A 26,131-nucleotide genomic window follows, 5' to 3' on the forward strand; every position below is an offset into this window, starting at 1 on the left:
CTCCTCGCGGCGCGAGCCGTCCTGTCCGTCGCTCTTCGGATGATCCGTCAACACGGGAGAGTGCCGCAGCCATGTCGCTGGAAGTGCGGGGCGTCACGAAGCGGGTGGACGGGGAGACCCACATCCATCCCACCGACCTGACGCTGGAGCCGGGCGCGTTCAACGTGCTGCTCGGCACCACGGGGGCGGGCAAGACCACGCTGATGCAGATCATGGCCGGGCTGGAGCGCCCGACCGCCGGGACCGTGTGGTTCGGCGGCACGGATGTGACCGGCGTGGCGGTGCAGACCCGCAATGTCTCCCTCGTGCACCAGCAGTTCATCAACTACCCGAACCTGACGGTGTTCGAGAACATCGCCTCCCCCCTGCGGGTGGCGCGACGGCCCAAGGCGGAGATCCGGGACCGGGTCGAGCGCATGGCGGCGTTGATGAAGCTGACCCCGATGCTCGGCCGGCGCCCGGCGGCGCTGTCCGGCGGCCAGCAGCAGCGCTGCGCCATGGCCCGCGCCCTGGTCAAGGACGCGAGTCTCGTTTTGCTCGACGAGCCGCTGGCCAACCTGGACTTCAAGCTGCGCGAGGAGTTGCGCGACGAACTGCCGCGCCTGTTCGCGGATCGGGACTGCGTGGTGGTCTACGCCACGACCGAACCGACCGAGGCCCTGCTGCTCGGCGGCACCACGGCCACCCTGTTCGAAGGCCGCGTGGCCCAGGTCGGTCCGACCGGCACCGTCTACCGCCAGCCCGACACGCTGACCAGCGCGCAGGTGTTTTCGGAACCGCCCATGAACACCGCCGCCGTCACCAAGCGCGGCGAGACGTTTGAGATGAGCGACGGCACCACCTGGACGGCGCCGGAGGCCGCGCGGGGCCTGCCGGACGGCGCGTATGTGTTCGGCATCCGGCCGCATCACGTCACGCCGCACCCGACCGGCGCGCATCCGGTGGCGTTGGATGGATTAGTGCTGCTGACCGAACTCAGCGGGTCGGACACCGTCGTGCACTTCCGGCACGGTGAGGGCGAGGCGGCCGAAACCTGGGTGTCGCAGGCGCACGGCATTCATGCGCTGCGGGTCGGGCAGGTCGCCCGCCTGCACATGGACGTGGCGCAGGGCCTGTTCTTCGACCGCGCCGGCGCGCGGATCGCGGCCTGAGACCGGCCGCTCTGTGGGGGGACCATGGCAACCATCACCCTGTCGGCGCTCCGCCATTCCTACGAGCCGGACCCCAGCCGGGATGAGGACTGGGCGCTGAAGCGGCTCGACGTGGCGTGGCAGGACGGCGGCGCCTATGCCCTGTTGGGGCCGTCGGGCTGCGGCAAGACGACGCTGCTCAATATCATCTCCGGGCTGGTGCGACCGACCGAGGGGCGGGTGCTGTTCGACGGCCGCGACGTCACCGACCGTCCGCCCGACCAGCGCCACATCGCCCAGGTGTTCCAGTTCCCCGTCATCTACGACACCATGACGGTGCGCCAGAACCTCGCCTTTCCCCTGCGCAACCGGGGTGTGGACGCGGCCACCATCCGGGACCGGGTGGAGGAGATCGCGGCGATGCTGGAGTTGACCGACCGGCTCGATCGCCGCGCCAAGGGCCTGACCGCCGACGGCAAGCAGAAGATCTCGCTCGGGCGCGGGCTGGTGCGCGACGACGTCAACGTCATCATGTTCGACGAGCCGCTGACGGTCATCGACCCGCACCTGAAGTGGCAGCTCCGCTCCAAGCTGAAGGAACTGCACCAGCGCGTGGGGCGGACCATGATCTACGTCACCCACGACCAGACGGAGGCGCTGACCTTCGCCGATCAGGTCGTGGTGATGAACATGGGGCAGGTGGTGCAGGTCGGCACGCCGGTGGACCTGTTCGAGCGCCCGCGCCACACCTTCGTCGGCCACTTCATCGGCTCGCCCGGCATGAACGTGCTGCCCTGCGAGGGGCTGGACGGCCGTCATGCCCTGGTGGGCGGCCATGCGGTCGCGGTGGCCAACCCGGACCCGGGGGCTCCGGCCCGGCACATGGAGGTGGGCGTGCGACCGGAGTTCGTCGCCTTCGCCGAACCGGGCGAGGCCGGGGGCCTGCCGGTGGCCGTGACCCGGGTCCGCGACGCTGGCCGCTACCGCATCGCCGACACCCGACTGAACGGCACCGTACCGATCACGGTGCTGGTGGACGAGGACACCCCAATCCCGGCGGAGGACGCCCGGCTGGTGTTCCACCCCGATCACACCCGCCTGTACGCCGACGGCTGGATGGTGGGCGCGCAGCCCGGAGGCGCGGCATGACCAAGACCGTCAACCAAAAGGCCTGGCTGTTCGTGCTGCCGGTGCTGATCCTGGTGGCCTTCAACGCCTTCATCCCGCTGATGACGGTGGTGAACTACTCGGTCCAGGAAACGTTCGGCGACAACACGTTCTTCTGGGCCGGCTTGATGTGGTTCGAGGACGTGCTGCACTCCCCGCGGTTCCATGACGCCTTGCTGCGCCAGTTGACGTTCACCTTCACCATCCTGGCCATCGAGATCCCGCTGGGCGTCGCCATCGCCCTGACCATGCCCCGGCGTGGCGTCTGGGTGCCCGTCTGTCTGGTCACCATGGCGCTGCCGCTGCTGATCCCCTGGAACGTGGTCGGCGCCATCTGGAACATCTTCGCGCTGCCGGACATCGGCCTGCTGGGGCAGGTGCTGAACGGGCTGGGGTTCGACTACAACTTCACCCGCCAGCCGGGCGCGGCGTGGTTCACCCTGATCGCCATGGACGTCTGGCACTGGACGTCGCTGGTGGTGCTGTTGGCCTATGCTGGGTTGGTCTCGATCCCGGACGCGTTCTATCAGGCCGCCAAGATCGACGGCGCCAGCGGCTGGGCCATCTTCCGCTACATCCAGTTGCCCAAAATGAAGCGGGTGCTGACCATCGCCGTGCTGCTGCGGTTCATGGACAGCTTCAACATCTACACCGAGCCGTTCGTGCTGACCGGCGGCGGGCCGGGCAACTCGACCACGCTGTTGAGCATCGACCTGGTGAAGGTCGCCCTCGGTCAGTTCGACCTGGGGCCGGCGGCGGCCATGTCGCTGATCTACTTCCTCATCGTCCTGCTGCTGAGCTGGGTCTTCTACACCCTGATGATGCGCAACGAAGACTCGTGATGGGAGGACGGACCATGAACCGCCCCGCGCTGTCCTATCTGCGGCCCCTGGTGCCCGCGCTGTACATCGCCTTCATGCTGCTGCCGATTTATTGGCTGCTGAACATGTCGTTCAAGACCACGAACGAGATCCTGGGCGACTTCACCCTGTGGCCGCGCGCGTTCACGCTGGAGAACTACGTCACGATCTTCACCGATCCGACGTGGTACATGGGCTACGTCAACGCGCTGATCTACGTCAGCCTGAACACCGTCATTTCGGTGACCGTGGCGCTGCCGGCGGCCTATGCGTTCTCGCGCTATCGGTTTCTGGGCGACAAGCACCTGTTCTTCTGGCTGCTGACCAACCGCATGGCCCCGGCCGCCGTGTTCGCGCTGCCGTTCTTCCAGCTTTATTCGGCCGTCGGGCTGTTCGACACCCATCTGGCGGTGGCGCTGGCGCACACCCTGTTCAACATCCCGCTCGCGGTGTGGATCCTGGAGGGGTTCATGTCCGGCGTGCCGCGCCAGTTGGACGAGACCGCCTATGTGGACGGCTACTCCTTCCCCCGGTTCTTCGGGCGCATCTTCCTGCCGACCATCGCCGCCGGGATCGGTGTCGCGTGCTTCTTCTGCTTCATGTTCTCGTGGGTCGAGTTGCTGCTGGCCAAGACCCTGACCGCCGTCGCGGCCAAGCCCATCGCCGCCACCATGACGCGGACCGCCTCGACGTCGGGCTACGAGCTGGGCCTGCTGGCCGCCGCCGGGACGCTGACCATCGTGCCGGGGGCATTCGTGATCTACTTCGTGCGCAACTACATCGCCAAGGGCTTCGCGCTGGGTCGGGTCTAGGCGCCCCGGATCAAGGGAGGCATCGTCATGGGACTGAGCTGGATGGCCTGGACATGGCCGACCGCCGCCTTCTTCCTGTTCATCGCGGCGGCCATCGCGGCGATGGGCGTGTGGGAGTATTGTGTGCCGGGCGGCGCGCCGCGCCGGGGTGTGCTCGGCCTGGACACCACGCGCGGGGACCGGCTGTTCATCACCCTGCTGGGCAGCGCGTTCATCCTGCTCGGCTGGCTGGGTCTGATGGGCACGCCGCTATGGGGCGGGTTGGCCGTCGCCCTGGCCTGGGGCGTGTTCGTGTTCTGGAAGGTCTAGAGCAAATCCCGAGCACCCTGGAACAGGGTGCGACGACGATGTGCTTAAACATCCATAGAATAGGGCATTTTGTGTGATCCCGATGTCACGCAGAATGCTCTAGGACCCGCCGGCGCAGGGAACGCCGGCGTCCATTCGCGTGTTGATCCCCGGTACAACGGAAGGAGGCGACCCTGGCACGGTTTTCGGCGCGACGCGGCGTGGTCAAAGCGGCGAAGCGCTTGCGTCTGTTTCGCCATCCGCACAGCACCCCGCCCGGGAGCGCCCCGGGCACCCTGGTCGCCCCGCCCGAGGCGCCGCCGTCGGTCGTGACCGTGACGGCCGTCGATGAAAGCCACCTGACCGAGATACGCGATGCCCAGCCGGAGGGGATCCGTCCACTGCTCGACGCGTGGCCGCTGGTCTGGGTCAACGTGGACGGCCTGGGCTCCACCGATGTGGTGGAAGGGCTCGGCGCCCTGTTCGGACTGCATCCCCTGGCGCTGGAGGATGTTCTGAATCCCCATCACCGGGCCAAGGTGGAGATCTACGACACCCATGCCTTCGCCGTCCTGCGCATGGCCCGCGTGTGCGACGGCGCCTTGAACATGGAGCAGGTCAGCCTGTTCTTCGCCGACCGCTATGTGTTGTCGTTCCAGGAGCGTGCGGGCGATGCCTTCGATGCGGTGCGGGAGCGGCTGCGCGCTCCGGGCCGGCGCCAGCGGTTCCTGGGGCCGGACTATCTGGCCTACGCCCTGATCGACAGCCTGATCGACGGCTACTACCCGGTGCTCGAATGGTACTCCGACCTGCTGGCGGAGCTGGAGGACACGGTCCTGACCGAAGCGGATGCCGGCTTCGTCGCCCGCACCCAGCAGGTCAAGCGCGACATCCAGATGCTTCAGCACGGCATCTGGCCGATGCGCGAGACGGTGCGAACCCTGGCCACCGATCCGCGTTTGGTCGGGGAGGACACGCGGCGGTTCCTGGATGACTGCTACGACCACGTCATCCACGTCATCGATATTCTGGAGACGTATCGGGAGCGGGCCAACGGCCTGACGGATCTGTACCTGTCGAACCTGTCCAACCGCATGAACGAGGTGATGAAGGTCCTGACGATGATCGCCACGATCTTCATCCCGCTCAGCTTCCTGGCCGGGCTGTACGGGATGAACTTCGATCCCGACGTCTCGCCCTACAACATGCCGGAGCTTCGGACGTACTTCGGCTATCCGATCGTGCTGGGCGCCATGGCGGTGCTGGCGCTGGGGTTCGTGCTGTACTTCTGGCGCAAGGGCTGGCTGGGTGGCGGGAAATGACCCCCTACCGGATTCCCAGAATCAGCCGGACGTTCTCGGCGCTGATCGAGCGGATGATGGTGGTGAACCGTTCCAGCAGCATGCGGATGACCGGATCGGTGCGCGCCAGATGGAAGTCGAACGCCTCGCGCGGCACAACGGTCAGGCTGGACGGCTCCAGCGCGCGGATGGTGGCGCTGCGCGGTTGGTCGTCGATCAGAGCCATCTCCCCCAGGATGGTGCCCGGCCCCTCGACCGCGAGCACGACATGGGCCGACCCAACGCGGCGCGAGACCTCCATCCGGCCGGTGCGCACGACGTAGGCGCGGTCGCCGACATCGCCCTCGGAGAACAGAATTGCGCCGGCCTCCAAGGCGATTTCGTGCTGACTGGGGGCGATGTCGTCGTTCGCCCCCTCATCCGGACCAGACATGCCGTGATCCTCTCTTCAGGACGGATCCGCGTGCGGACGGCCTCCCCCAACACCGGGAATGGCAACGCGGATCGGGGCGCAGTCTAGATCGGATCACGGCAGGATGGAATCACCAAGAAATACAGCTTTATCGAGTATTTACCGTCCACTTGCAAACACGTAGGGTCGCTCTCATGGTGCAATAACACCCTTTTATTGGACAAGGCCGCGATCGAGCCTGTTCGGTTGTGTCCGAGACGGGGCATCACCCCAGCCGCCGACGCATGACCTCGGATCACGCGTCGGCCGGTATTCTGGTCGGCGATGGGCCGGACACGCCCGGTCCATCGCCAGCGTCGGGTACGCGGTCTCTCTCTCCCGCTCTACTCCGGCTTGCGGAAGTGCAGGATGCCCCAGGCGAGATGCCCGGCCTCGCCGGCCTTCACCCAGTTGTCCAGGCCGACCAGCATGCGGTCCAGGTAGCCCCGGCTGCACACCTTCGCCAGCTCGTTGTACCGCTCGCGCAGCACCTCGGCGACCCGGCCGTAGTGGCGCGGCAGGTGCTGGGTCAGGTCGGTCACGCCGACCGGCTCGAACCCGACCCGCTGGGCGGCGGCGGTGTAGAAGCCGATGGACCCCAGGTTCTCCAGATGGATGCGGTCGTACACCGGCTGGAGCACGCCGGGCGGCACGTCATCGATTTCCATCGGATCGGTGAAAATCAGATGGCCGCCGGGCTTCAGGACGCGGAAGGCCTCCTCCAGCACCAACTCGCGGTCGCCGGCGTGCAGGATGGCGTCCTGCGACCAGACCACGTCGAAGCGGCGATCCGGCTCCGGAATGTCCTCGAAGCTGCCGTGCACGACGGTCACCTTTTCGGACAGGCCCTGCTCCTCGGTCAGCCGCCGGTTGGTGGCGTTCTGGATGTCCGAGATGTTGAGGCAGTGCACCGAACTGCCGCGCGTGCCGGCCAGACGGCGGGCGGCGCCGCCATATCCGGCGCCGATGTCCAGAACCCGGCTGTCCGGGCCCAAGTCCACCTGCTCGGCCATGGTGTCGACGGTGCGGCGGCTGGCGTCCTTGATCGTCTCGCCCGCCGTGCCCTCATACAGGCCGATGTGGATGTCCTCGCCGCCCCATATCTGATAGTAGAACGCATCGGCGTCGCCGCTGTCATAGTAGGTCTCGGCGACGGTGGCGATGGCCTTCAGGTCGCGGGTGCCGCGCTCCGGATCGTAGCTTTTCGAGGCGACATGGATGAAGAAATCCGGGTCGTCCTCCTGGTACGTTTCCTGGAAATCGCCGTAGGTGCGGATGTGCTGGAACCCGGCCTCGTTCAGCAGACGGCGCATGTAGTTCTTTCGCAGCGGGCACATGTTCAGCTTGTACTCCGACCCGTCGGGGAAGGAGTACCGGAAGCGCGCCAGCCCCTCATCGACGTATTCGGGTTCGGCCACCACCTTGTCGCCACAGTAGTAGTATTTGTGCTCGCTGCTGTAGCCCTGATCGATCATGGCGTCGTAGTTGCGCTGGTCGATGATCAGCACACCGTCATGCTTCAAGGCCGCGTAAAACTCGGCCAGGGCACGCCGCCGGTCCTGCTCCTCGAACAGGTGTGTGAAGCTGTTGCCCAGGCAGATGATGGCGTCGTACTTGCCGTGCAGATCCTTGTTGAGGAACCGCCAGTCGGCCTGACAGGTGCGCAGGATGATGTGATGGTCCTTGGCGTTGTCGAACGCCTTGGCCAGCATCGCGGCGGAGCCGTCCACCGAGGTGACGTCGAAGCCGGCGCGGATGAGCTGCACCGAATGAAAGCCCGTGCCGCAGGCCGCATCCAGGATACGGATCTTGCCGCGCGCCTTCAGCACGTCGATGAAAAAGCGACCTTCGCTTTCGGCGCGGGCCTCCCAGTCGATCAGTTCGTCCCACTTCTCGACAAAGGTCTGAATGTATTCGGCGCGATAGTGATCGCTGTCCCGGACGGCGATGGGATCATCGCCATAGCGCTGCTCTTCGGCGACCAGCTCGCTGTTCCGTTCGCGAAAATCGACGGTGTCCATGATCGGGTCTCCTGAATGGGGGCGGGGCGGTTATTCGGCGGCGGTGCGGCGTCCGGCGGCGTCGGCCAGCGCTTCGGCGCGGTCGGTCTGTTCCCAGGGCACGTCGGTGCGGCCGAAGTGCCCGTTCGAGGCCGTGGGGCGGTAGATCGGGCGCAGCAGGTCGAGCATCGCGATGATGCCCTTGGGTCGCAGGTCGAAGTGCTCGCGCACCAGGGTCTCGATGCGCGGCTCGGGGATGGTGCCGGTCCCAAAGGTGTCAACCCGGACCGAGACCGGCTGCGCCACCCCGATGGCGTAGGCCAGCTGCACCTCGCAGCGGTCCGCCAACCCGGCCGCCACGATGGTCTTGGCCACATAGCGCGCGGCGTAGGCGGCGGAACGGTCCACCTTCGACGGGTCCTTGCCCGAGAAGGCGCCGCCGCCGTGCCGGCCCATGCCGCCGTAGGTGTCCACAATGATCTTCCGGCCGGTCAGGCCGCAGTCGCCGACCGGGCCGCCGATGACGAACCGGCCGGTCGGGTTGATGTGATAGGCCGTGTCGGTGCCCAGGAAGTCCGCCGGCAGGCAAGGCTTCACGATCTCCTCGATCACCGCCTCGCGCAGGGTCTCGTGGGTCACATCCTCGTCGTGCTGGGTGGACAGCACGACGGCGTCGATGCCGGCGGGCTGGCCGTCCTCGTAGCGCACGGAGACTTGGCTCTTCACGTCGGGGCGCAGCCAGGGCAGCGTGCCGGCCTTGCGCACGGCGGTCTGGCGCGCGGTCAGGCGGTGGGCCAGTTCGATCGGAAGCGGCATGAGCTGGTCGGTCTCGCGGCAGGCGAAGCCGAACATCAGGCCCTGGTCGCCCGCGCCCTGCTCCAGGTCCAGGCCCGCGCCCTCGTTCACGCCCTGGGCGATGTCCGGAGACTGCTTATCGAGCGCCACCAGCACCGCGCAGGACCGGCCATCATAGCCATAGCGCGGGTCGTCGTAGCCGACGTCCAGGATGGTGTCCCGGGCCACCTGGGCGTAGTCGACCTGGGCGGTGGTCGTAATCTCGCCGGACAGCAGACACAGTCCGGTGTTCACCAGGGTTTCACAGGCCACGCGGGCGTGCGGGTCCTGGGTCAGAATCGCGTCCAGAACGCCGTCCGAAATGTTGTCCGCCAGCTTGTCCGGATGGCCGGCACCAACCGATTCCGAGGTGAAAAGGTACGAATCCGTCACAGTGGGGTCCCCCTTTGTTCCGTTTGGGACGCGCGCCGACGGCCGACGAACGGGTCGGTCGGGGGCGAGGCCCTTGGGCACAATGTTCGGTCGGTCATGAGCCGGGGAACGCGGGGCGCACGGACGTCCGCCATCATCGGCCGCAAGGAATGCAAACCGGCGCTCCAGGCGCATCACAGAGTCTGCGATACGCGATTTTGTTGTTCGGCCCACGCCTAATAATGAAAGAGCCTTCGGGAATAGGCTCCGGTGAGGTCTAATGGTGGCACGCGATCTTATTTTTTATTGCGTGCATCTGGCCCTTCACGGCAGGGACCGTACACGAACCGATCGTTTCAATCTAGGCCCTTGTCTCATTTTTCATCAGGGCATGTCATCTTTCGGTCATATTATAGGCAGAATCGGATCGCGACCCGCGCACAGTCCGGCGCCGATGGCACTGAAACAGAAGGAAACTGAGCCATACGGCGCGTCCTTATCGTCCGGCCCGTTGGTGTCTGCGCCGGGCGGCGCGCGCGGACGAAGGGTGTGCCGCGTGGGTTGCGCCTCAGGCGAGTGAGCCGCACTGTGGTCGTGATGCCCACGGCGAGTCGGCCGCGCGCAAGGCGCATGCGAAATTCATGCGCGGGACGCATGCGAAACCGGTACCTCCCCGCTTTCGGGGTGACGCGGTGGCGCCTATACTCCCGCGCCATGCGCCTGACCACCCGTTACATCCTGCGCCAGCTTGTCATCGCCCTCGTTCTCGGAACGACGGCGTTGATGGTTCTGCTGTGGCTGATCCACTCGCTGCGCTTCTTCGACGCCTTCATCAACAAGGGCCTGTCCGTCGGCACCTTCTTGAAGCTGACGGTCCTGTTGATGCCCGGCTTCCTGACCTTCTTCCTGCCCATCGCCCTGTTCGGGGTCATCCTGTTCGTCTACAACCGCATGACCGCCGACCGGGAATTGATGGTGCTGCAATCATCCGGGCTGAGCCGGTGGCGGGTGGGATCGCCGGCCCTGCTGCTGGCCGGCGTCCTGACCGCGGTCGGCTTCTACCTGACCCTCGACGCGGTGCCCCGGCTGGAGAGCGCGTTCAACGCCTTGCACTTCGAGATCCGCCACGAGATCACCAAGCTGGCGCTCACCGAGGGGGCGTTCACCGAGGTCAGCGATACCCTCACCATCTATGTGCGCGACAGCACCGAGCGCGGGGACCTGGAGGGCCTGATCATTCACGACAGCCGGGATCCGGACGCTGAGGTCACCATCACGGCGCGGCGGGGCGCCCTGGTCTACGACCACGACCAGCCCCGGGTCATGATGGTGAACGGGGTGCGTCAGGAGCGCGACCGGGAGACCGGCCGCGTCAGCTTTCTGTTCTTCGACAGCCACGCCATGCCGATCGCCGCCAGCGACGCCGAAAGCGTGGTGCGCGTGCCGGAGACGCGCGAGCGGTCGACCTGGGATCTGCTGACGCTGCAGGAAGGCGAGCGCATGGCGTCGAACGCTCCCTACCTCTTCACCGAACGCAACGTTCGCCGCGCCCGCATGGAGGCACACCTGCGCCTCGCCAAACCACTGTCGAACCTGGCCTTCGCGCTGGTGGGGCTCGGGGCGCTGCTGTCCGGCGAATTCAACCGGTCCGGCCGCAACACGCGCGTGGCGGTGGCCGTCGTCGTGGTGGTTCTGGCCCAGGCCGCCGTGCTGGGTGCCGGCAATCTGGCGCGCACCGATCTGCTGTATCTGCCCCTGCTGTACGTCGGGCCGCTGGGGAGCATGGCGCTTGGTCTGTGGTGGATGCTGCGGTATCCGCGCCCGGGCGGAGCGGCCCGGTCGTGAACCGTCCGATCGTGAACGGCGCCGAGGTCCAAACCGACGGCGGGGCAACGCGGCCGTCCACCCGGCGCGCGGCGGGGCTGATCGGGCGATTCCTGCGCCTGACGGGCGGGCGCTGGTGGCCCTATATGGCCGCGGGCGGCGTCGCCATGCTGCTGGTGGCGGCCTCCACCTCGCTGACGGCGTGGCTGATGAAGCCGGCGGTGGACGACGTGCTGGCGGCCGGCGACACCACCATGATGTGGGTCGTCGGGCTGGGACTGCCCGGGGCGTTCGCGCTCAAGGGCATCTCGAACTACATGCAGCGTGCGAGCATGCTGTACGCGGGTCTCGGCATGGTGGCGACGGCGCGCGCGCGCCTGTTCCGGCACCTGATGGCGCTGGATCTGGCGTTCTTCCAGCGCCACCCGACGGGCGACCTGACGTCGCGGCTGATCATCGATCTGGACACCTTGCGCAGCACCATCACGTCGACCGGCATTGCGCTGGGGCGCGACGTGGCCACCCTGGTCAGCCTCATCACCACCCTGCTGGTGATGGACTGGCGGCTGAGTCTGGTCGGCCTGATGATCTTTCCGGTGCTGGTGCTGCCCGTGGCGGCCCTGGGCCGGCGGGCGCGGCGGCGGGCCACCGACCTGCAAGAGACCCTGGGCCATTACGACGCCCTGTTGCATCAGGCGTTCGAGGGCGTGCGCGTGGTCAAGATCTTCGGCACGCCGGAGCGCGAGCGGACGCGCCTGCACGGGGTCGTGCTGCGCCTGTTCGGGGCCATGGTGCAGGTGGAGCGGATCAAGATCCTCTCCGCCTTCCTGATCGAGCTGGCGTCGGGGATCGCGGTCGCGCTGGTGGTGTTGTACGGCGGGCACCGGGTGATCGACGGCACCACCACGGCCGGCACGTTCTTCGCCTTCATCACCGCGCTGATCCTGGCGTACCGCCCGATCAAGAAGCTGGGCCATATGTCGGCGGTCCTGCAGGAGGGCGTGGCCGTCCTCGACCGGCTGTTCGCCATCCTCGACACCCGGCCCGAATTGCGCGAGGCCCCGGACGCGCGCCCCCTCGCCGTCTCGGATGGGGCGATCCGGCTGGAGGACGTGCGGGTGTCGCATGCCGAAACCACGCGGTCGGCGCTGGACGGCATCACGCTGGACATCCCGGCCGGGCAGACCGTGGCGCTGGTCGGTCCCTCCGGCGCCGGCAAGACGACCGTGCTCAATCTGGTGGCGCGGCTGCGGGATCCCTCGGCCGGGCGGGTGTGCATCGACGGCCAGGACATCCGGGGCGCCACCCTGGAGTCCCTATGGCGCCATGTCGCCCTGGTGACCCAGGACGTGACCCTGTTCGAGGGCACGGTGCTGGAGAACATCCTGTTCGGCGCCCCGGACGCGGTCGATCCCCGCGCTCCGTCGGCGGAGGAACGGGCCAGGGCGGAGACGGCGGCCCGCAACGCGGACGCCCACGCCTTCATCGCGGCGTTGCCGGAAGGCTACGACACCCAGATCGGGGAAAGCGGCCTGCGCCTGTCCGGCGGTCAGCGCCAGCGCATCGCCATCGCCCGCGCCATGGTCAAGGACGCGCCGATCCTGCTGCTCGACGAAGCCACCGCCGCGCTTGACCGCGAGACGGAGCGGCGCGTGCAGACCGCGCTGGAGCGCTTGGGGCGGGGGCGGACCACCCTGGTGGTGGCCCATCGCCTCGCCACGGTGCGGCACGCCGACCGGATTTGCGTGCTGGAGGCCGGCCGCATCGTGGAGGAGGGCGATCACGACAGCCTGCTGGCCCGGGGTGGGCTGTACGCACGGCTCTGGGCCGGCCAGGGCGGGGCGTGAGCGGACGGAACGCCCCCGGGGTCAGTTCGTCAGGCGCTCCATGATCGCCGGCAGGTGGACCTGATCGCCCTTGTAGTTGCCGGTCAGCGCATACAGCACCACGTTGACGCCGAAGCGGTAGGCCATCTCGCGCTGACGGTTGCCGCCGGGCACGGTGGCGAACAGGGCGCGCCCGGCCTCGTCCGTCGCCCAGGCGCCGGCCCAGTCGTGGTAGCCCACCACGACCGACGACACATTGTCGTGGGTGATCGGATCGGCCTCGACCCAGACCGTGTCGCCGTCCGTGCGGCCGGGGAAGCGGTCCAGCAGATAGAAGCTGCGGGTGAGGACGTGATCCTCCGGCAGCGGCCGCAGGGCGGGCACGTCCACCCCCTTGAGCACCCGGCCCGGATCGCCGCCGTCGTGCACATCCAGAAGGAGCATGCCGCCGTGGTGCAGGTAGGCGTTGACCCGCGTCCGCTCCGTCGCCGTGACCGGGGGCTGTGACGCGGTCACGGGCCAGTACAGCAGCGGGAACACGGCCAGGGGTGCGCTGGAGAGGGACACGCCCGCCGGCGGTGCCAGCTCCGCCGAGGTGCGTCGGGCCAGCACCCGGGTGAGGGCCGTCAGCCCGGCGGCGGAAATGCGGTCGGTTTCGGGATCACCGGTCTCGACCCAGGCCAGCCGGGTTTGCAACGCCGCCGCCAGGGCCGTTGGATCCATAGTGGCATCGGGGGCGGGATTGGCCGGGGCGCTGTCCTGCGCCAGCCCGGGGCGCGGCGCCAGCATCAGCAGCCCCGCAAGCAGCAGCGCGCCCGCGCCGGCCGCCGGGCCGCGCCCGGGCCGCGTCCAGCCGGAGGGGGCGAGCAGCCCGCGCATGGCCAGCCCCACCACCAGATCGACCAGGGCGAGGATCAGGGCCGCCGTCAGCAGTGGCGGCTTCAGGTCGCGCTCGGCCGCGGCTGTGTCCAGCGCGCCGTCGATCACGCCGGAGGGCAGGGCGCCCAACGTCTGCGGCGTGCCCAGCGCCGGCCCCAGGTTGTAGGCGCGCGCCGGGCCGTCGGCGCCGTACAGGCCGGGGGGATGGGCCGGATCGACCTCCGGCGCGTCCAGCCGGGCGAGGGGCAGGGGTTGCGTGCCCGGGGCGGGATCGCCCAGCCGGCCGCGTCCGTCCAGGACCCGCAGCGGCGGGAGACCAGCGACCGCCGCGCCCTCGTCCGCCTCCGTCGCGGCGCCGGCCACGCCCCGGCTGCCGTCCACCAGCCGCGTCAGCATGTCCACGAACAGGCCGGACATGGCCAGCGACGACCAGCGCGGATCGGCCGTCACATGCACCAGCACCACCCGTCCCTGGCCCAGCGGCGCGCCGGTGACCAACGGGGTGCCGTCCGACAGCCGCGCCCAGGTGCGGGCGGACAGGTCGGGCGCGGGCTCCGCCAGCACCTGCCGGCGCACGGTGACATCGTCGGGCGGGGTCAGCCCCGCAAACGGACCGTCTTCGGGAAACGGCGCCAGCCGCGCCGGCGCGCTCCACGACAGGGACCCGCCCATGGCGCGCTCGCCCGGCCGCAGGCGCACCGGCAGCAGCTCCGGCGCCAGCGGCTCCAGGCGCGGTCCGGCGAAGCGGACCAGGGTGCCGCCCCGCCGCACCCAGTCGATCAAGGCGGTCACGGCTGCGGCGTCGGGCCGGGCGCCGTCCGTCATCAGCATCACCGCCAGATCACGCTGGAGCAGGTCGCCCGGCGCGCCCTCGCGCAGGTCGGCGACCGGGGCCAGGGCCTCGCGGATGTAATGGGTCTCGTCCAGCAGCGGTACCGGTGCGCGCTCCTCCACCGCGCCGGTCACCAGCCCGACCGGGCGGCGTCGCCAGCGATCATCCAGCAGCGCGACCGCGCCGGCCCCGGCCTGGTCGGCGATGTCCACCCGCGTCAGGTCGGGCGCCAACTCCGCCGGCACATCGAGGGTCACCCGGGTCTCCAGAGCGCCCTGGGGCAGGGTGGCCGGCGTCGCGACGGCGACCCGGCCCTCGCCGTCGCGCGCCCGTACAGTCAGCGGGCGCTCCGGCAGGCGGTCGCTCGCGGGGCGGGCCACGGTGACCGTCAGGGCGGTCGCGGCGGTCGCGGCGGTCTCCGGCGGGCGCAGGATCAGCGGCACCGCGCCCGGGCCGGACCGGCGCACCTCCAGCCGGCCCATCGCGCGCAGCCGTGCGGCGAAGGCATCCGTGCCCGGCGCGTCCAGGCCGTCGTGCACCCAGACCGCGCTGCCCTCGTCCGGAAGGGTGGTCTCAAGGGCCGGGTCCAGAGCGGCCAGATCCTTGCCCCACGGTCGCGGTTCCAGCGCCCGCAGCGCGGTGGCGGCGTCACTCGCCGGCACCGGATCCAGCGCGGGCGGCGCGGCCCCGGGAGCGGGCGCGGCGGTCGGCACCAGCAGCACCGGCCGGCTCTCGCGCCCCGCCCGGCTGGCGAGGTCGAGCAGCACGCTCCGCCGCTCGTCCCAGGTGGGCGCCGCCGCCCAGGTGTCGTCCACCACCAGCACCAGCGGCCCGTCGCCGCGGCTGGTGGCGTCGGGGTTCAGCAGCGGCCCGCTCAACGCCAGGATCACCAGCAGCGCCAGCACCAGCCGCATGAGAATGAGCCACCACGGGGTGTGCACCGAGACATGCTGATCGGCCCGCAGCCCGAACAGCAGGCGCACCGCCGGGAAGTCCATGCGGCGCGGCGCCGGGGGCGTCGCCCGCATCAGCCACCACAGCAGGGGCAGCGCGGCGGCGGCCAGCAGGACCCAGGGGGCGGTCAGAGCCAAAGGACCGAGGCTGAGCATCGCGAGGGGGCCTCCGTTCCGGCCGGGGCGGCGGGAGAGTGGGTGTGCGGCGCGTTACCAGGCCCGGGGCAGGCGACCGCCCGCGAGCGTCTGGTACAGCGTCATCAGCGTCGCGCCGGGCGGCTGGTCGGTGTGATGGGTCATCAGGCGCCAGTCGGCCGACCGCGCCAGGGCGTCAAGGGCGGCGCGGTGGTCGCGCAGCCGCTCGACATAGGCCGCCCGCAGGTCCTCGGCGCGGTCGAGCAGCAGGCCCCCCTCGGCCTCCAGCCCCTCGAACCGCACCCGGCCCTGGAACGGGAACGCTTCCTCCACCGGATCGAGCACCTGGACCAGCAAGCCCTTGGCGCCGCGCGCGACCAGCCCGCGCACCAGGGCGGCGGTCTCCTCTAGCGGCGCCAGGAAATCGCCGAACAGCACCACATGGGCATGGCGCGGTACCGTGGATCCGGACGGATAGCCGGGCACGGTGGGCGGGCGCGCCAGGGCATCCGCCAGCCGCCGCAGGGCCAGCCGCGCGCCGCCCGGGGGCTGCATCCGGTGCGGATCGGCGTCCAGCAGGGCGAAGCGCTCCCCGCCCCGGTCCAGGATCACGGCCAGCGCCAGCGCCAGCAGCGCGGCGCGCTCGCCCTTGCGAGGCAGGCCGCGCGCGCTGGCGTAGTCCATGGAGCCGGAGGCGTCGGACCAGAGCCAGATGGTTTGCGCGGCCTCCCATTCCAGTTCGCGCACGAATACGGGATCGGCGCGCGCGGAGCGGCGCCAGTCGATCGATTGCGGCCGGTCGCCGGCCTCGTAGCGGCGGTACTGCCAGAAGGTTTCGCCGGTGCCGGCCCGCCGCCGGCCGTGCAGACCCTGGGCGACGGTAGCGGCGACCTGCATGGCCTCGACCAGCAGCGGGGGCAACGCGCCGGACAGGGCCTCCGCCTGCTGAATCGGCGGCGGCGGCGCCGTCACGCCGCCCCGTCCGGCCCCGCCTTTACGGTTCAACAGCCCCATGCCCTGCGCCCTTTCATCCGACCAATCGGCCCCACCGAACCACACCGTCTTTGCCATGTGGTTGTCGCGGCGGTGAATGACGAGTCCAGGGCGCGCAATCAAACCATCGGGAGCCATGACGCCAAAACGCGGGTGGCGTGCGGTGCCGGGCCCGTCACTGTCGGGGCGACCAGGGTGGGGGCGTCGGTGTTACACACTATTAAGGGCTTCAAGGATGTCGTCGGAGGCCTGTGTTCCCTTGATGAAGGGCTTTATGTCTCCGGACAAGGCTAGGCACTGAACACACGACTTTTCATGGTCCCCAACCTCTCTGATCAGAACCGTGTCTGGGCTGGGCGGGACATCGTCTGCCTCAGGGCGGCGCGGGTTTTTCGACACATAGTCATAGAGTTGGATATCCCAAGCATTCCGTGCCTTGAACGCGTCGCTTTCGTCGCAGGACAGCTTGAAGGCCGCCGCGGTCGGGTTGATTCGTTCCGACACCACATTGGGCAACCCGTTGGCCTTCAGGATGTCCGACGTAATGTATGGCAAATCGGGTTCGACGCCAAAAGCATGAAAATGCGCCTTCAAGTTATGTAATGCGCGGTTGAAGTCGTCTTCATTGATCGGCTGTTCGGGCAGGCAGCCCGATAGCTGCTTTGTCATGACGTTGCAGTTGGACTCGTCCGCGATGAAGGCGTCGAACTCGGCCAAACGTGGCGCCGTTCCTGACCGCATCTTCAGATAAGAGTAGTTCGACAGGCACCGGGGCCAAGGTCGGCGAAGAACGGTAATAAGGCGAAAGTCTTGCTGGAGCTTTTCATGGGCACCGAAGGGCAAGTGGGAGGCTATAAACATAGCTCGAATCTCGACGTTTTTATCCGTGAGGTCGAGTTGCTCCATATTATCGATGCGACCGGTCAAGTTTTCCGGTAGGACTATGCCTTTTTCGATAAGTTCCTTTCTGAATTGGCCAAACGATAAACGAATGGCAGAAAGTATGGAAATGCCGCCCGTTTTTTTTATATGATACATGAAATAAGGCTGCGCTTTTGGCTGCCTTGGAGTTGGTGCCCCCTCAAAATAATCGAGCGTCATTTTTATGACCTTTTTCGCGGATGTCTTGCATGCCGGAGACCTGACATGATTTGAGCGCGGTTTACAAGGTCGTCGTACGGGAAAAGGGTGGTGTGAAAGCGATTATCGCCGAAAGAGAAATTATATTCAGTATGTTCTCGCAAGAATAGCGATCTGGGGCGCTCTGTGTGGTCCCTCACGGTTCCGTCGCATCCGAATCCGGTCTAGGGTGCGCGGCCCAACGACACGCGCCAACACCTCCTGTCGACGCTACATGAAGGACCCGAATCCATGAGACCGTCCGGCCGCCGCCCCGACCAGCTCCGCGCCATCGCCCTGGACACGGGGGTGAACAAGCACGCCGAGGGCGCCTGTCTCGCGCGCTTCGGCGACACGCACGTTCTGTGCACCGCGACGGTCGAGGAACGTGTGCCGCCGTGGCTGCGCAACACCGGCAAGGGCTGGGTGACGGCCGAGTACGGCATGCTGCCGCGCTCCACCAACACCCGCACCGACCGCGAGGCGGCGCGTGGCAAGCAGTCCGGCCGCACCCAGGAAATCCAGCGGCTGATCGGGCGCAGCCTGCGCGCGGTCACCGATCTGGCGGCGCTGGGCGAGGTGCAAGTGCGCATCGACTGCGATGTGCTCCAGGCCGACGGCGGCACGCGGACCGCCGCCATCACCGGCGGCTATGTCGCGCTCGCCCAGGCCCTGCGCCGGGTGCAGGCGCGCGGCGTCATCAAGACGGTGCCGTTGATCGGCCAGGTGGCCGCGATCTCCTGCGGCCTGTACGAGGGCACTCCCGTTCTGGACCTGGACTACGCCGAGGATTCGACGGCCCAGGCGGACGCCAACTTCGTCATGACCAACACCGGCGGCATCGTCGAGATTCAGGGCACGGCGGAGACCACGCCGTTCGAGGAGTCCGAGTTCCTGGCCCTGATGGCCCTGGCGCGCGCCGGCATCACCGAACTGTGCGCCGTACAGGCCGCCACGCTGGCGGGGCTGGAGTAACACCGGGCGAGGGCGGACGCACCGCCCTCGCTCTCCCGTTACTCAAGACTGAGGCCGGCCGTCTCGTCGTCGTCCGGGGTGACGTCGACGATGCGGGCCCGGCCGACGACCTGTGTCGGCACGTCGCAGGCGGTCATGCACACCGTCTCCGGTTGGGCGTCCGGCCGGTCGTCGCGGATGAAGCCGTCCCGGTTCGGCATCTCGACGGCGCCGATGGTCTCGTTGCTGAGGACGAAGTCCTCGTCGTCGAGCACGAAGTTGATGTAGAGCAGATAGGCCGTCAGGGCGTAGGCCTGATCGGGCGTCAGGGTCTGCGCCTGCCCGAACGGCATGGCCCGGTAGATGTAATCCACTAGGGTCGAGGCGTAGGGCCAGTAGCTGCCCGGGGTCTTGACCGGGTCGCGGCTGGCCAGGGTGTCCTCGCCGCCGAACAGCACCGGATAACGATCCACGCCCTCGCCGAACTCGCCGTGGCAGACGGCGCATTGGGCCATGAAGATCGCTTCGCCCTCGGCTGGGGTGCCCTGGCCCACCAACGCCCCGGTGCCGTCGGGCAGGACGTCGATGTCCCAGCCGGCGACTTCCTCGGGCGTCGCGTCGCGGCCCAGATCGTAGGGCTTGCCGGGGTCCAGGTCGGCCGCGACGGCGCCCACGGTGCCAAGGGCGCCCAGGGCCAGGGCAACCGCCCCGGCGGTGCCGGTCCGAAGGGCGTTAGCCAAGACGGACATTCTCCACCTCCCCGGTCTGGTTCACCAGCCACGTCTGGATGGCGTTGTTGTGGTAGATGGAGTTGACGCCGCGCACCTTTTGAAGCGCGGCCATGGTTGGCTGGACATAGCCGGTGTCGTCCACCACCCGGCTTTGCAGCAGCACCTCCTCGCCGTGCCACTCGAACTCGGCATTGAAGCAGGTCAGGCATTTGGGCAGCACCGGGTCGGGCAGGCGGGCCTGCATCCAGTTGCGGCCGCCGTCGGTGCTGACGTGGACCTCCTTGACGCGGCCGCGCCCCGACCACGCCAGCCCTTTGATCTGGTTGATGCCCTTGCGCAGCACCGGCTTTTCCGGGCAGGGGCCGGTGATGACGGACTTGGCGTCCATCTCCCAGGTGAAGTAGCGCGCCTTGCCGTTGTCCAGCAGGTCCGTGTACTTCGAGGTTTCCTCGCGCGCGAACCAGGGCTGGTCGCCGACCTCGATGCGGCGGATCCACTTCACCCACATGTTGCCCTCCCAGCCGGGCAGCACGAGGCGCAGGGGATAGCCGTTCTCCGGCCGCAGCATCTCGCCGTTCATGGCGTAGGCCAGGATGGCGTCGTCCAGTGCCTTCTCCAGCGGGAAGGAGCGATTCATGCCGGAGGCATCGCCGCCCTCCGCCATGAGCCAGGTGCCGTTGGGTTTCACGCCGACCTGATCGAGGATCACCTTCAGCGGCACGCCCGTGTATTGCACGCAGTGGATCATGCCGTGCGTGTACTGCACGCCGTTGAGCTGGGCGCCCCGCCACTCCATGCCGCTGTTGGCCGCACATTCCAGGAAATGGAAGCGGCTGACCGGCGGGAAGCGCAGGATGTCCTCCATCGAGAAGATCATCGGGCGGTCCACCAGCCCGTTGATCATCAAGCGGTAGTCGGCGGGGTTGAGGCTGGGGGCGCCGCCGTGGTGGCGCTCGAAGCACAGGCCGTTGGGGGTGACGAAGCCATGCAACTCGTGAATCGGCGTGAAGTTCACCGACGATTCGGTGGTCGCCGTCAGCCAGGGCACATTGCGCCGGACCACATGGGCCTCGTACTCCGACGGCTTGCCGTAGGGGTGTGCCTCCACCCCGTCGCCCAGGTAGTGTCCCCACCAGGGCACGTTCGGCGGCAGCGCGGTCGGATCGGCCTCAGCGGCCATCGCCGCGCCGGCGCGGCCCCCCGATACGCCCAGAGTGGCGCCGGCGGCGGCCGCGCCGGCCAATCCGGCCCCCGCCCGCAGGAATCGGCGTCGTCCTTCGGAGCGCGGACCCGCGCGCGAATTGGTTGCGGCGTCGCCCGGCGGCGCCCCTTTGGTCCCGGTCATCCCTGTTCCTCCCCTTGCGTCGCGCGGGTTCGCGCGGGCCGTGTTCCGGGCAATTGCGTTCGCTCGTCGCCTGTGGGGTCCGAGCGCGGCCCGAATATTAGAGAACCCTAACCCTAGCGAAAACGCGCAGCCGTGCAAGCGGGAATGATGACCCGGAATAGTTCGGGTTTTTGGCCGGCCCGCGCCGCCGGGCCCACGCCCTCGGGCGTGAACATCGGCGGAAACCGGCCCCCCGACGCGGTCTCAACCGGCGTGCCCCGGACCCGCGCGCCGATCCCGGGCGTGTCGCGTCTGGCATCCTGGCGCGGATCCGGTATGATGCATATGAGAAAGGTCTAAATCACCAAAGCGTGCTGCGCCCGCCCTCGCGGAGCGGGTGCTAGGCCCGGCGGATCAACCGCCGGCCCGACGGGAACACCACAGGGAGGACAGAGCATGACCCCCACCGCGCACACCCGAATCCGTGTCCGCGTCCTCGCCGCCCTCGCCGGGGCGGCCCTGACGACCCTCGTCGCTGCGCCGCCGCTGGCCGCCGAGGAGGTCACCCTGGCCTACAACGGCCTGACGCTGAACGCGGAGCACCGCGTGCCGCCGGACAGCGATTCCGCCGGGCCGACCGTGCTCATCACCCACGGCACGCTTGCACACAACCGGATGGAGATCATCGCCGCGCTTCAGGACACCCTGGCCGAGCGGGGCATCAACTCGCTGGCCATCAACCTGAGCCTCGGCGTGGACAATCGCCACGGCAGCTATGACTGCGCCCAGCCGCATCACCACAAGCACACCGACGCCATGGCGGAAATCGGCGCCTGGGTCGACTGGCTGAAAGAGCAGGGGGTGAGCGCGATCACTCTGGCGGGGCACTCACGCGGCGGCAACCAGACGGCCTGGTACGCAGCCGAGCACGACGACCCGGCGATCAAGGGCGTGGTGTTGATCGCCCCGGCGCTGTGGGATGCGGAGGCCTTCGCCGCGCACTACGAACAGGCGACCGGCACGTCGCTTGCCGACGTGCTGGGAGAGGCGCACAGCCAAGAGCCGGACGCGATGCTGACGCTGGACCGCTTCCTGTACTGCGCCGATGCCGAGGTCGCGGCCGGCACGGTCCTGGACTACTACGCCGATGACGCGCGCCGGAACACGCCGTCCCTGCTGCCGGACATCGACGAGCCGACCGTGGTGGTCGTCGGCACCGCCGATGATGTCGTGCCGGGCCTGCTGGGCGCGATGGAGGGACTCGCGGGCGACACCGTCACCGTGAAGGTCGTGCCGGGCGCGACCCACTATTTCCGGGATCTTTACGTCGAGGATCTGGCCGACGCTGTCACAGAGGTTATGGGGACCGACGTCATGGACCGCTGACCCGTCCCACCATCCGCCCGGCCCCCGCGCGGACCCGCGTCGGCGCGGGGCACCGGTCGCCCTCCCCTCCCGCGACTCCCCGCGTCCCCGCCTCCGCCCCTTTGCCGAGGATCCCCGCCATGGCGTTCCCGCCCTCCTGTTCACCGCACCGTCGCACGCGCGTCCTCCGGTCGGGGGCCGGCCTGTCGCCTGTGCTGACGGTGGCGCTCATACTGGTGCTGGCCTTGACCGTGGGCGGCCTTGCTCCGCTCCCCGCGTCGGCCAGCGAGACCGAGCTGTCCGAGCCCCTGCCCGGCTTCGACAGCCCCCGCCGGATCATCCTGCAACTGACCACCGACGACGCGCGCGCGGCCAACAGCCTGCTGTGGAACGCCATCAACCTTCAGAAGTTCTACGGCATGAACAACGTCGAGATCGCCATCGTGGCCTACGGCGCCGGCATGACCCTTCTGTACGCGGACAGCCCGCTGGCGGACCGTATCGCCAGCCAACTCAAGTACGGCATCGAATACGTAGGCTGCGGCAACACCATGGAGACGACGGGCCACGCGCCGGAGGACCTCGTCCCCGGGGTGGACTGGGTGCAAGCCGGTATTGCGGAGATCGTGGAGCGACAGTTGCGAGGGTGGGTCACAATCTCGCCCTGAATCGGTGGCAGACCCGGGGGCGCGCCAGGGTTCGGCCGCGTGTCGTTTCGCTTGAGCACGGGGACACGCCCCGTCTAAGGTCGAGGGAACACGCGGCCCCGTGGACCGGCGCCGCCCTATGCTCTGACCAATGGAACGCCGGACATGACGACCGCCACCCTGACCCTGAGCCACCCCGAGGCCCTGATCTACACCATGGTCCTCGCGTCGGCCGTAGACTCCGCCGTGAAGGACGAGGAACTGCGCACCATGGGGGACGTGGTGCGCACCCTGCCCGTCTTTGCCACCTTCGATCCGGAGAACCTGCCCCGGGCGGTGGAATCGTGCATGCAGCTCATCTCCTCCGGTGAGCATGGCGTCGAGGAGGCGATCGCCGTGATCCGCGACAGCCTGCCGCCGTACCTGCGCGAAACCGCCTATGCCTTGGCGCTCGACGTGGTCGCCGCCGACGGGCAGGCGTTGCAGGAGGAATTGCGGCTGCTGGAGATGATGCGCCACCGCTTCGACATCGATCGGCTGGTGGCGGCTGGCATCGAACGCGGCGCCCGCGCGCGCTGGGCCCACCCCTGAGCCCCCTGATGATGAGGAACGGGACCGGCGGCGAGATCGGTGACGGGGCGGGTGACGGCACCGGCCGCGCGGCGACCCCGCTCGTGGGTCAGTCCATCGGCGTGATCGGCCTTGGGCTGATGGGGTGCCCGATCGCGCGCCACCTGCGCGCCGCCGGCGCCGCGGTCACCGTGCACAGCCGCAGCCCGGATCCGGTCGCCGCACTGGCGGCGGAGGGGTTCGCGACGGCGGAGACCCCCGCCGCGCTCGCGGCGTGCTGCGATCTCGTCGTTCTCGTCGTCACGGACACCGCCGCCGTCGAGACGGTCGTGCAGGGGGGCGACGCGCCCGGCCTGCTGGAGACCCTGCGGCCCGGCACGCTCATCCTGGACATGGGGACAACGGCCGTCGCCGCGACCCGCGCCTTGGCGGCCACGGTGGAGGCGGCCGGGGGCGCCTGGGTCGATGCACCGGTCTCCGGCGGTCAGGTGGGCGCCGAACAGGCCACGCTGACCGTCATGGTGGGCGGGGCCGACGACGACGTGGCCCGCGCCCGGCCGGTGCTGGAGGTTTTGGGCGGCCGGGTGACGCATTGCGGCGACGTCGGCGCCGGGCAGGTGACCAAGGCCGCCAATCAGGTCATCGTCGGGCTGACCATCGGCGCCGTGGCCGAGGCGTTCGCGCTGGCCCGCCGGGCCGGTGTCGATCCGGCGCGGGTGCGCGAGGCGCTGATGGGGGGCTTCGCCGGCTCCCGGATTCTGGAACTGCACGGCCAGCGCATGATCGATGGCGATTTCACGCCGGGCGCCCGCATGACGGTGCAGCGCAAGGACATGGCGCAGGCGCTGGAGTTGGCCCACCAGACCGGCCTGGAGCTGCCCGCGACCGCGCTTAACAAGACCCTGTACGACGGCCTCATCGAGGCCGGAGACGGTGCCCTCGACCATTCCGCCCTGGTGCGCGCGCTGGATGCGTGGCCGGCGCGGGCGTAAGGCGGCCCGAAGGCATCCGGACGGTCAGGACTCGCAGGCGAACGAGCCCAGCCAGCCCTCGATCTGCTCCTCCGCAAGGTCCGCCGGCACCGGGACCATACAGATGCAGGTCTCGTCGCCGATCAGGCCGAGGCCGACGCGGTCGCCGGCCGCGATGTCCGGAATCTCAAAGCCCGGCATGCGCAGGGACACCGGGCGCCCGACATCCGCATCCCCCTGAAGAACGACGCCGGTCACGACGTGCCCCTCGGGCATAGTGTCGATCAAGGACGGTGTCTTTCTCAGGCCGAACAGGCCGCCGCCTTCCTTTCGGATACGGGTGACCTCCATCAGAAGGCGCCCGGTCGGCGCCCGGTCGGCGGCCCATTCCCAGGTCAGGGACAGCGTTTTCGAGGAGGACAGGGACATGGCGGGCGCTCCGACGAGGATCAAAAACACGGCGCATGCCGCCAACAGAGAGCGTCTTGGGGGCGGACCCCTCCGCGTTTGCGAGCGATGGGCCATGGCGTCAGCCTGACGACGATTTCGACGAACGGTTCGGCGTATTGACGTTGGGCGTCTGGGTGTACGGCTCGTACTCAAGGATAAAGCCGGTGCCGCTGGGGGCCTTCCGGAAGCCGACGAACCCCGTGTGAGAGGTCGTCGTGTTCGAGGACGCGACGAGTTGATTATAAAGGTTGTCGGGCGTGTCCAGCCCTGGGATTCCGCCGGACAGGATGCCGCTGTAAATAAAGGAATCCGAGGCGCGCGTTGAGCAATTGCCGCCGACGATATTGAAGGTCGGCGGCGTTTTGTCCATCGTCAGCCAGTACGATCGGAATTTCTTCGCTTGTGCGGCATTGACCGTCACCAGAAGAACGGTTGTGACGGTTCCGCTTTCGATGGCCGTTTGAATATCAACATAGTTTTTTCGCCGCGCTTTGAGTTCGACGTAATCATACACCTGCCCATCCAGGCCCATGCCGGTACTGCGGAAGGGGCTGAAAGCCGGACCGGACGAATTCGAGGACGCGCTCGAATCGCTGGACGCGGCGCCCCGGCTTCCGGACGGCTCGCCCGACCCCTCGCCGAAGAAGCCCATGGGGCTGCCATCCGGCAACGCCACATCCGCATGCTGGTCCATGAGACCGGGAGAATGCGCCGGGCCAAGCTTGCCGCGAACCAGAAGGGCCACGGCCGTTCCGTCGAACGTCAGGCGCTGTCTGCTCATGAACGCCGCCCTCTCCGCTCGTGGTGCGAGGGCAGTATAAAAATAGTTCGGGAACGGTCGCAACGGTCAAGCGGATCGCCAACCCTGTGTCGGGGGCCCCGGCCGCGCCCTCGCCGCCACCTCAGCGCCCGGTGGTCCCGCCGTTGCGCGGGCCATACAGGGTCGTGTGCCAGTACGACGCCCCCAGCAGGGCCACTCCGGCTGCCATATGGGCCACCCGGGCCGTGGTGTTGTCCCGGCGCGAGCCCTGGGCGCACAGGTACCCGGTGAACACCAGCGCGCCCAGCGAGGCCACCATGGCGTTCTTGGCGTTCGTTTTTTCCTTCAGCCGGGCGCGGGCCTGGGCTTTCGGGTCGGCCTTGGGATCGGCGGTTTTCGCCGTCCCGGCTCCGGCACCGGCGGGCTTTGCTTGGGCGGACGATGGATGCACGGTCACGAGCCCGGGGCGGGAGCCGGGCGGTCGGGAGCCGGGCGGTTGAGGGTCGGTCATCAGGGCGGACACTCCGCTAAAAGACAAGGACGCCGGGGGCCAGGCATGCGCGACCGGGGCGGAACGCGCCCG

At 68.6% G+C, this 26,131-nt stretch carries 24 protein-coding genes; 13 read left to right on the forward strand and 11 right to left on the reverse strand.

Annotated features, from left to right (window positions below):
* Positions 1-71 precede the first annotated feature (71 nt).
* From GGD82_RS12650 to corA, 6 genes are all read left to right on the forward strand, one after another.
* Entirely contained in the window at positions 72-1,151 is a 1,080-nt protein-coding gene (locus tag GGD82_RS12650; protein ID WP_150062596.1) for an ABC transporter ATP-binding protein, read from the forward strand.
* Between the two features lie 24 nt (positions 1,152-1,175).
* On the forward strand, positions 1,176-2,279 hold the full coding sequence (locus tag GGD82_RS12655) for an ABC transporter ATP-binding protein (RefSeq protein ID WP_150062597.1): 1,104 nt from the start codon (positions 1,176-1,178) through the stop codon (positions 2,277-2,279).
* Positions 2,276-3,139, forward strand: a complete 864-nt coding sequence (locus GGD82_RS12660; RefSeq protein ID WP_150062598.1) for a carbohydrate ABC transporter permease — start codon at positions 2,276-2,278, stop codon at positions 3,137-3,139. Before GGD82_RS12655 ends, GGD82_RS12660 begins: the two co-directional genes overlap by 4 nt.
* 14 nt (positions 3,140-3,153) lie before the next feature.
* Entirely contained in the window at positions 3,154-3,969 is an 816-nt protein-coding gene (locus GGD82_RS12665; protein WP_150062599.1) for a carbohydrate ABC transporter permease, read from the forward strand.
* Between the two features lie 27 nt (positions 3,970-3,996).
* Entirely contained in the window at positions 3,997-4,278 is a 282-nt protein-coding gene (locus GGD82_RS12670; protein ID WP_150062600.1) for a DUF2160 domain-containing protein, read from the forward strand.
* A 221-nt stretch (positions 4,279-4,499) separates the two neighbouring features.
* Positions 4,500-5,579 (forward strand): magnesium/cobalt transporter CorA, encoded by a 1,080-nt coding sequence (gene corA, locus GGD82_RS12675; RefSeq protein ID WP_170284303.1) that lies wholly within the window; start codon positions 4,500-4,502, stop codon positions 5,577-5,579.
* A gap of 4 nt (positions 5,580-5,583) precedes the next feature.
* Here corA and GGD82_RS12680 read toward each other — a convergent pair whose 3' ends face one another.
* From GGD82_RS12680 to metK, 3 genes are all read right to left on the reverse strand, one after another.
* Positions 5,584-5,991: a cyclic nucleotide-binding domain-containing protein gene (locus GGD82_RS12680; RefSeq protein WP_150062602.1), complete on the reverse strand. Its 408-nt coding sequence runs from the start codon at positions 5,989-5,991 to the stop codon at positions 5,584-5,586.
* Positions 5,992-6,353: 362 nt separating this feature from the next.
* On the reverse strand, positions 6,354-8,030 hold the full coding sequence (locus tag GGD82_RS12685; RefSeq protein WP_150062603.1) for a glycine/sarcosine N-methyltransferase: 1,677 nt from the start codon (positions 8,028-8,030) through the stop codon (positions 6,354-6,356).
* Between the two features lie 30 nt (positions 8,031-8,060).
* Positions 8,061-9,236, reverse strand: coding sequence for a methionine adenosyltransferase (gene metK / locus GGD82_RS12690; protein ID WP_150062604.1), 1,176 nt, complete (start codon positions 9,234-9,236; stop codon positions 8,061-8,063).
* Between the two features lie 693 nt (positions 9,237-9,929).
* On the opposite strand from metK, the gene GGD82_RS12695 reads away from it, so the two are divergent.
* Both GGD82_RS12695 and GGD82_RS12700 read left to right on the forward strand, forming a co-directional pair.
* Positions 9,930-11,060 carry an LptF/LptG family permease gene (locus tag GGD82_RS12695; protein WP_170284304.1) on the forward strand — a complete coding sequence of 377 codons (1,131 nt, stop codon included), beginning with the start codon at positions 9,930-9,932 and terminating at the stop codon, positions 11,058-11,060.
* Positions 11,057-12,886: an ABC transporter ATP-binding protein gene (locus GGD82_RS12700; protein WP_246163909.1), complete on the forward strand. Its 1,830-nt coding sequence runs from the start codon at positions 11,057-11,059 to the stop codon at positions 12,884-12,886. The genes GGD82_RS12695 and GGD82_RS12700 overlap by 4 nt, the downstream gene beginning before the upstream one ends.
* Before the next feature lie 21 nt (positions 12,887-12,907).
* Here GGD82_RS12700 and GGD82_RS12705 read toward each other — a convergent pair whose 3' ends face one another.
* The 3 genes from GGD82_RS12705 to GGD82_RS12715 form a co-directional block, all read right to left on the reverse strand.
* Entirely contained in the window at positions 12,908-15,685 is a 2,778-nt protein-coding gene (locus GGD82_RS12705) for a DUF4159 domain-containing protein (RefSeq protein ID WP_150062606.1), read from the reverse strand.
* A gap of 54 nt (positions 15,686-15,739) precedes the next feature.
* A complete protein-coding gene (locus GGD82_RS12710) occupies positions 15,740-16,735 on the reverse strand; it encodes a DUF58 domain-containing protein (RefSeq protein WP_260178412.1) in 996 nt (331 codons plus the stop codon).
* Between the two features lie 132 nt (positions 16,736-16,867).
* Complete coding sequence (locus GGD82_RS12715; protein ID WP_150062608.1) at positions 16,868-17,758, reverse strand: hypothetical protein; 891 nt, start codon at positions 17,756-17,758, stop codon at positions 16,868-16,870.
* A gap of 270 nt (positions 17,759-18,028) precedes the next feature.
* Between GGD82_RS12715 and rph the strand changes: the two genes are divergently transcribed.
* Complete coding sequence (gene rph, locus GGD82_RS12720; RefSeq protein ID WP_150062609.1) at positions 18,029-18,751, forward strand: ribonuclease PH; 723 nt, start codon at positions 18,029-18,031, stop codon at positions 18,749-18,751.
* Positions 18,752-18,789: 38 nt separating this feature from the next.
* Here the strand turns inward: rph and GGD82_RS12725 are convergent, their stop codons facing one another.
* Both GGD82_RS12725 and soxC read right to left on the reverse strand, forming a co-directional pair.
* Positions 18,790-19,479, reverse strand: a complete 690-nt coding sequence (locus GGD82_RS12725; RefSeq protein WP_150062610.1) for a c-type cytochrome — start codon at positions 19,477-19,479, stop codon at positions 18,790-18,792.
* Positions 19,463-20,806 carry a sulfite dehydrogenase gene (gene soxC / locus GGD82_RS12730; RefSeq protein WP_150062611.1) on the reverse strand — a complete coding sequence of 448 codons (1,344 nt, stop codon included), beginning with the start codon at positions 20,804-20,806 and terminating at the stop codon, positions 19,463-19,465. The genes GGD82_RS12725 and soxC overlap by 17 nt, the downstream gene beginning before the upstream one ends.
* Positions 20,807-21,241: 435 nt before the next feature.
* Between soxC and GGD82_RS12735 the strand changes: the two genes are divergently transcribed.
* From GGD82_RS12735 to GGD82_RS12750, 4 genes are all read left to right on the forward strand, one after another.
* Positions 21,242-22,171: an alpha/beta hydrolase gene (locus GGD82_RS12735; RefSeq protein ID WP_150062612.1), complete on the forward strand. Its 930-nt coding sequence runs from the start codon at positions 21,242-21,244 to the stop codon at positions 22,169-22,171.
* A 119-nt stretch (positions 22,172-22,290) separates the two neighbouring features.
* Positions 22,291-22,818, forward strand: coding sequence for a DsrE family protein (locus tag GGD82_RS12740; RefSeq protein WP_150062613.1), 528 nt, complete (start codon positions 22,291-22,293; stop codon positions 22,816-22,818).
* 144 nt (positions 22,819-22,962) lie between these two features.
* Positions 22,963-23,388: a tellurite resistance TerB family protein gene (locus tag GGD82_RS12745; protein WP_150062614.1), complete on the forward strand. Its 426-nt coding sequence runs from the start codon at positions 22,963-22,965 to the stop codon at positions 23,386-23,388.
* A gap of 8 nt (positions 23,389-23,396) precedes the next feature.
* Positions 23,397-24,359, forward strand: coding sequence for an NAD(P)-dependent oxidoreductase (locus GGD82_RS12750; RefSeq protein WP_246163910.1), 963 nt, complete (start codon positions 23,397-23,399; stop codon positions 24,357-24,359).
* Between the two features lie 24 nt (positions 24,360-24,383).
* Here the strand turns inward: GGD82_RS12750 and GGD82_RS12755 are convergent, their stop codons facing one another.
* From GGD82_RS12755 to GGD82_RS20830, 3 genes are all read right to left on the reverse strand, one after another.
* Positions 24,384-24,767, reverse strand: a complete 384-nt coding sequence (locus GGD82_RS12755) for a hypothetical protein (RefSeq protein ID WP_150062615.1) — start codon at positions 24,765-24,767, stop codon at positions 24,384-24,386.
* A 100-nt stretch (positions 24,768-24,867) separates the two neighbouring features.
* On the reverse strand, positions 24,868-25,569 hold the full coding sequence (locus tag GGD82_RS12760; RefSeq protein WP_150062616.1) for a hypothetical protein: 702 nt from the start codon (positions 25,567-25,569) through the stop codon (positions 24,868-24,870).
* A 121-nt stretch (positions 25,570-25,690) separates the two neighbouring features.
* Positions 25,691-26,059, reverse strand: coding sequence for a hypothetical protein (locus tag GGD82_RS20830; RefSeq protein ID WP_211364776.1), 369 nt, complete (start codon positions 26,057-26,059; stop codon positions 25,691-25,693).
* Positions 26,060-26,131 lie beyond the last annotated feature (72 nt).

Source organism: Roseospira marina, from assembly GCF_014197855.1.
GTDB lineage: Bacteria > Pseudomonadota > Alphaproteobacteria > Rhodospirillales > Rhodospirillaceae > Rhodospira > Rhodospira marina.

Coding starts and splice junctions, on each gene's coding strand:
- GGD82_RS12650 (WP_150062596.1), top strand. CDS start 72: ATGTCGCTGGAAGTGCGGGGCGTCACGAAGCGGGTGGACGGGGAGACC.
- GGD82_RS12655 (WP_150062597.1), top strand. CDS start 1,176: ATGGCAACCATCACCCTGTCGGCGCTCCGCCATTCCTACGAGCCGGAC.
- GGD82_RS12660 (WP_150062598.1), top strand. CDS start 2,276: ATGACCAAGACCGTCAACCAAAAGGCCTGGCTGTTCGTGCTGCCGGTG.
- GGD82_RS12665 (WP_150062599.1), top strand. CDS start 3,154: ATGAACCGCCCCGCGCTGTCCTATCTGCGGCCCCTGGTGCCCGCGCTG.
- GGD82_RS12670 (WP_150062600.1), top strand. CDS start 3,997: ATGGGACTGAGCTGGATGGCCTGGACATGGCCGACCGCCGCCTTCTTC.
- GGD82_RS12680 (WP_150062602.1), bottom strand. CDS start 5,991: ATGTCTGGTCCGGATGAGGGGGCGAACGACGACATCGCCCCCAGTCAG.
- GGD82_RS12685 (WP_150062603.1), bottom strand. CDS start 8,030: ATGGACACCGTCGATTTTCGCGAACGGAACAGCGAGCTGGTCGCCGAA.
- GGD82_RS12695 (WP_170284304.1), top strand. CDS start 9,930: ATGCGCCTGACCACCCGTTACATCCTGCGCCAGCTTGTCATCGCCCTC.
- GGD82_RS12705 (WP_150062606.1), bottom strand. CDS start 15,685: ATGCTCAGCCTCGGTCCTTTGGCTCTGACCGCCCCCTGGGTCCTGCTG.
- GGD82_RS12710 (WP_260178412.1), bottom strand. CDS start 16,735: ATGGCAAAGACGGTGTGGTTCGGTGGGGCCGATTGGTCGGATGAAAGG.
- GGD82_RS12715 (WP_150062608.1), bottom strand. CDS start 17,758: ATGACGCTCGATTATTTTGAGGGGGCACCAACTCCAAGGCAGCCAAAA.
- rph (WP_150062609.1), top strand. CDS start 18,029: ATGAGACCGTCCGGCCGCCGCCCCGACCAGCTCCGCGCCATCGCCCTG.
- GGD82_RS12725 (WP_150062610.1), bottom strand. CDS start 19,479: ATGTCCGTCTTGGCTAACGCCCTTCGGACCGGCACCGCCGGGGCGGTT.
- soxC (WP_150062611.1), bottom strand. CDS start 20,806: ATGACCGGGACCAAAGGGGCGCCGCCGGGCGACGCCGCAACCAATTCG.
- GGD82_RS12735 (WP_150062612.1), top strand. CDS start 21,242: ATGACCCCCACCGCGCACACCCGAATCCGTGTCCGCGTCCTCGCCGCC.
- GGD82_RS12740 (WP_150062613.1), top strand. CDS start 22,291: ATGGCGTTCCCGCCCTCCTGTTCACCGCACCGTCGCACGCGCGTCCTC.
- GGD82_RS12745 (WP_150062614.1), top strand. CDS start 22,963: ATGACGACCGCCACCCTGACCCTGAGCCACCCCGAGGCCCTGATCTAC.
- GGD82_RS12750 (WP_246163910.1), top strand. CDS start 23,397: ATGATGAGGAACGGGACCGGCGGCGAGATCGGTGACGGGGCGGGTGAC.
- GGD82_RS12755 (WP_150062615.1), bottom strand. CDS start 24,767: ATGTCCCTGTCCTCCTCGAAAACGCTGTCCCTGACCTGGGAATGGGCC.
- GGD82_RS12760 (WP_150062616.1), bottom strand. CDS start 25,569: ATGAGCAGACAGCGCCTGACGTTCGACGGAACGGCCGTGGCCCTTCTG.
- GGD82_RS20830 (WP_211364776.1), bottom strand. CDS start 26,059: ATGACCGACCCTCAACCGCCCGGCTCCCGACCGCCCGGCTCCCGCCCC.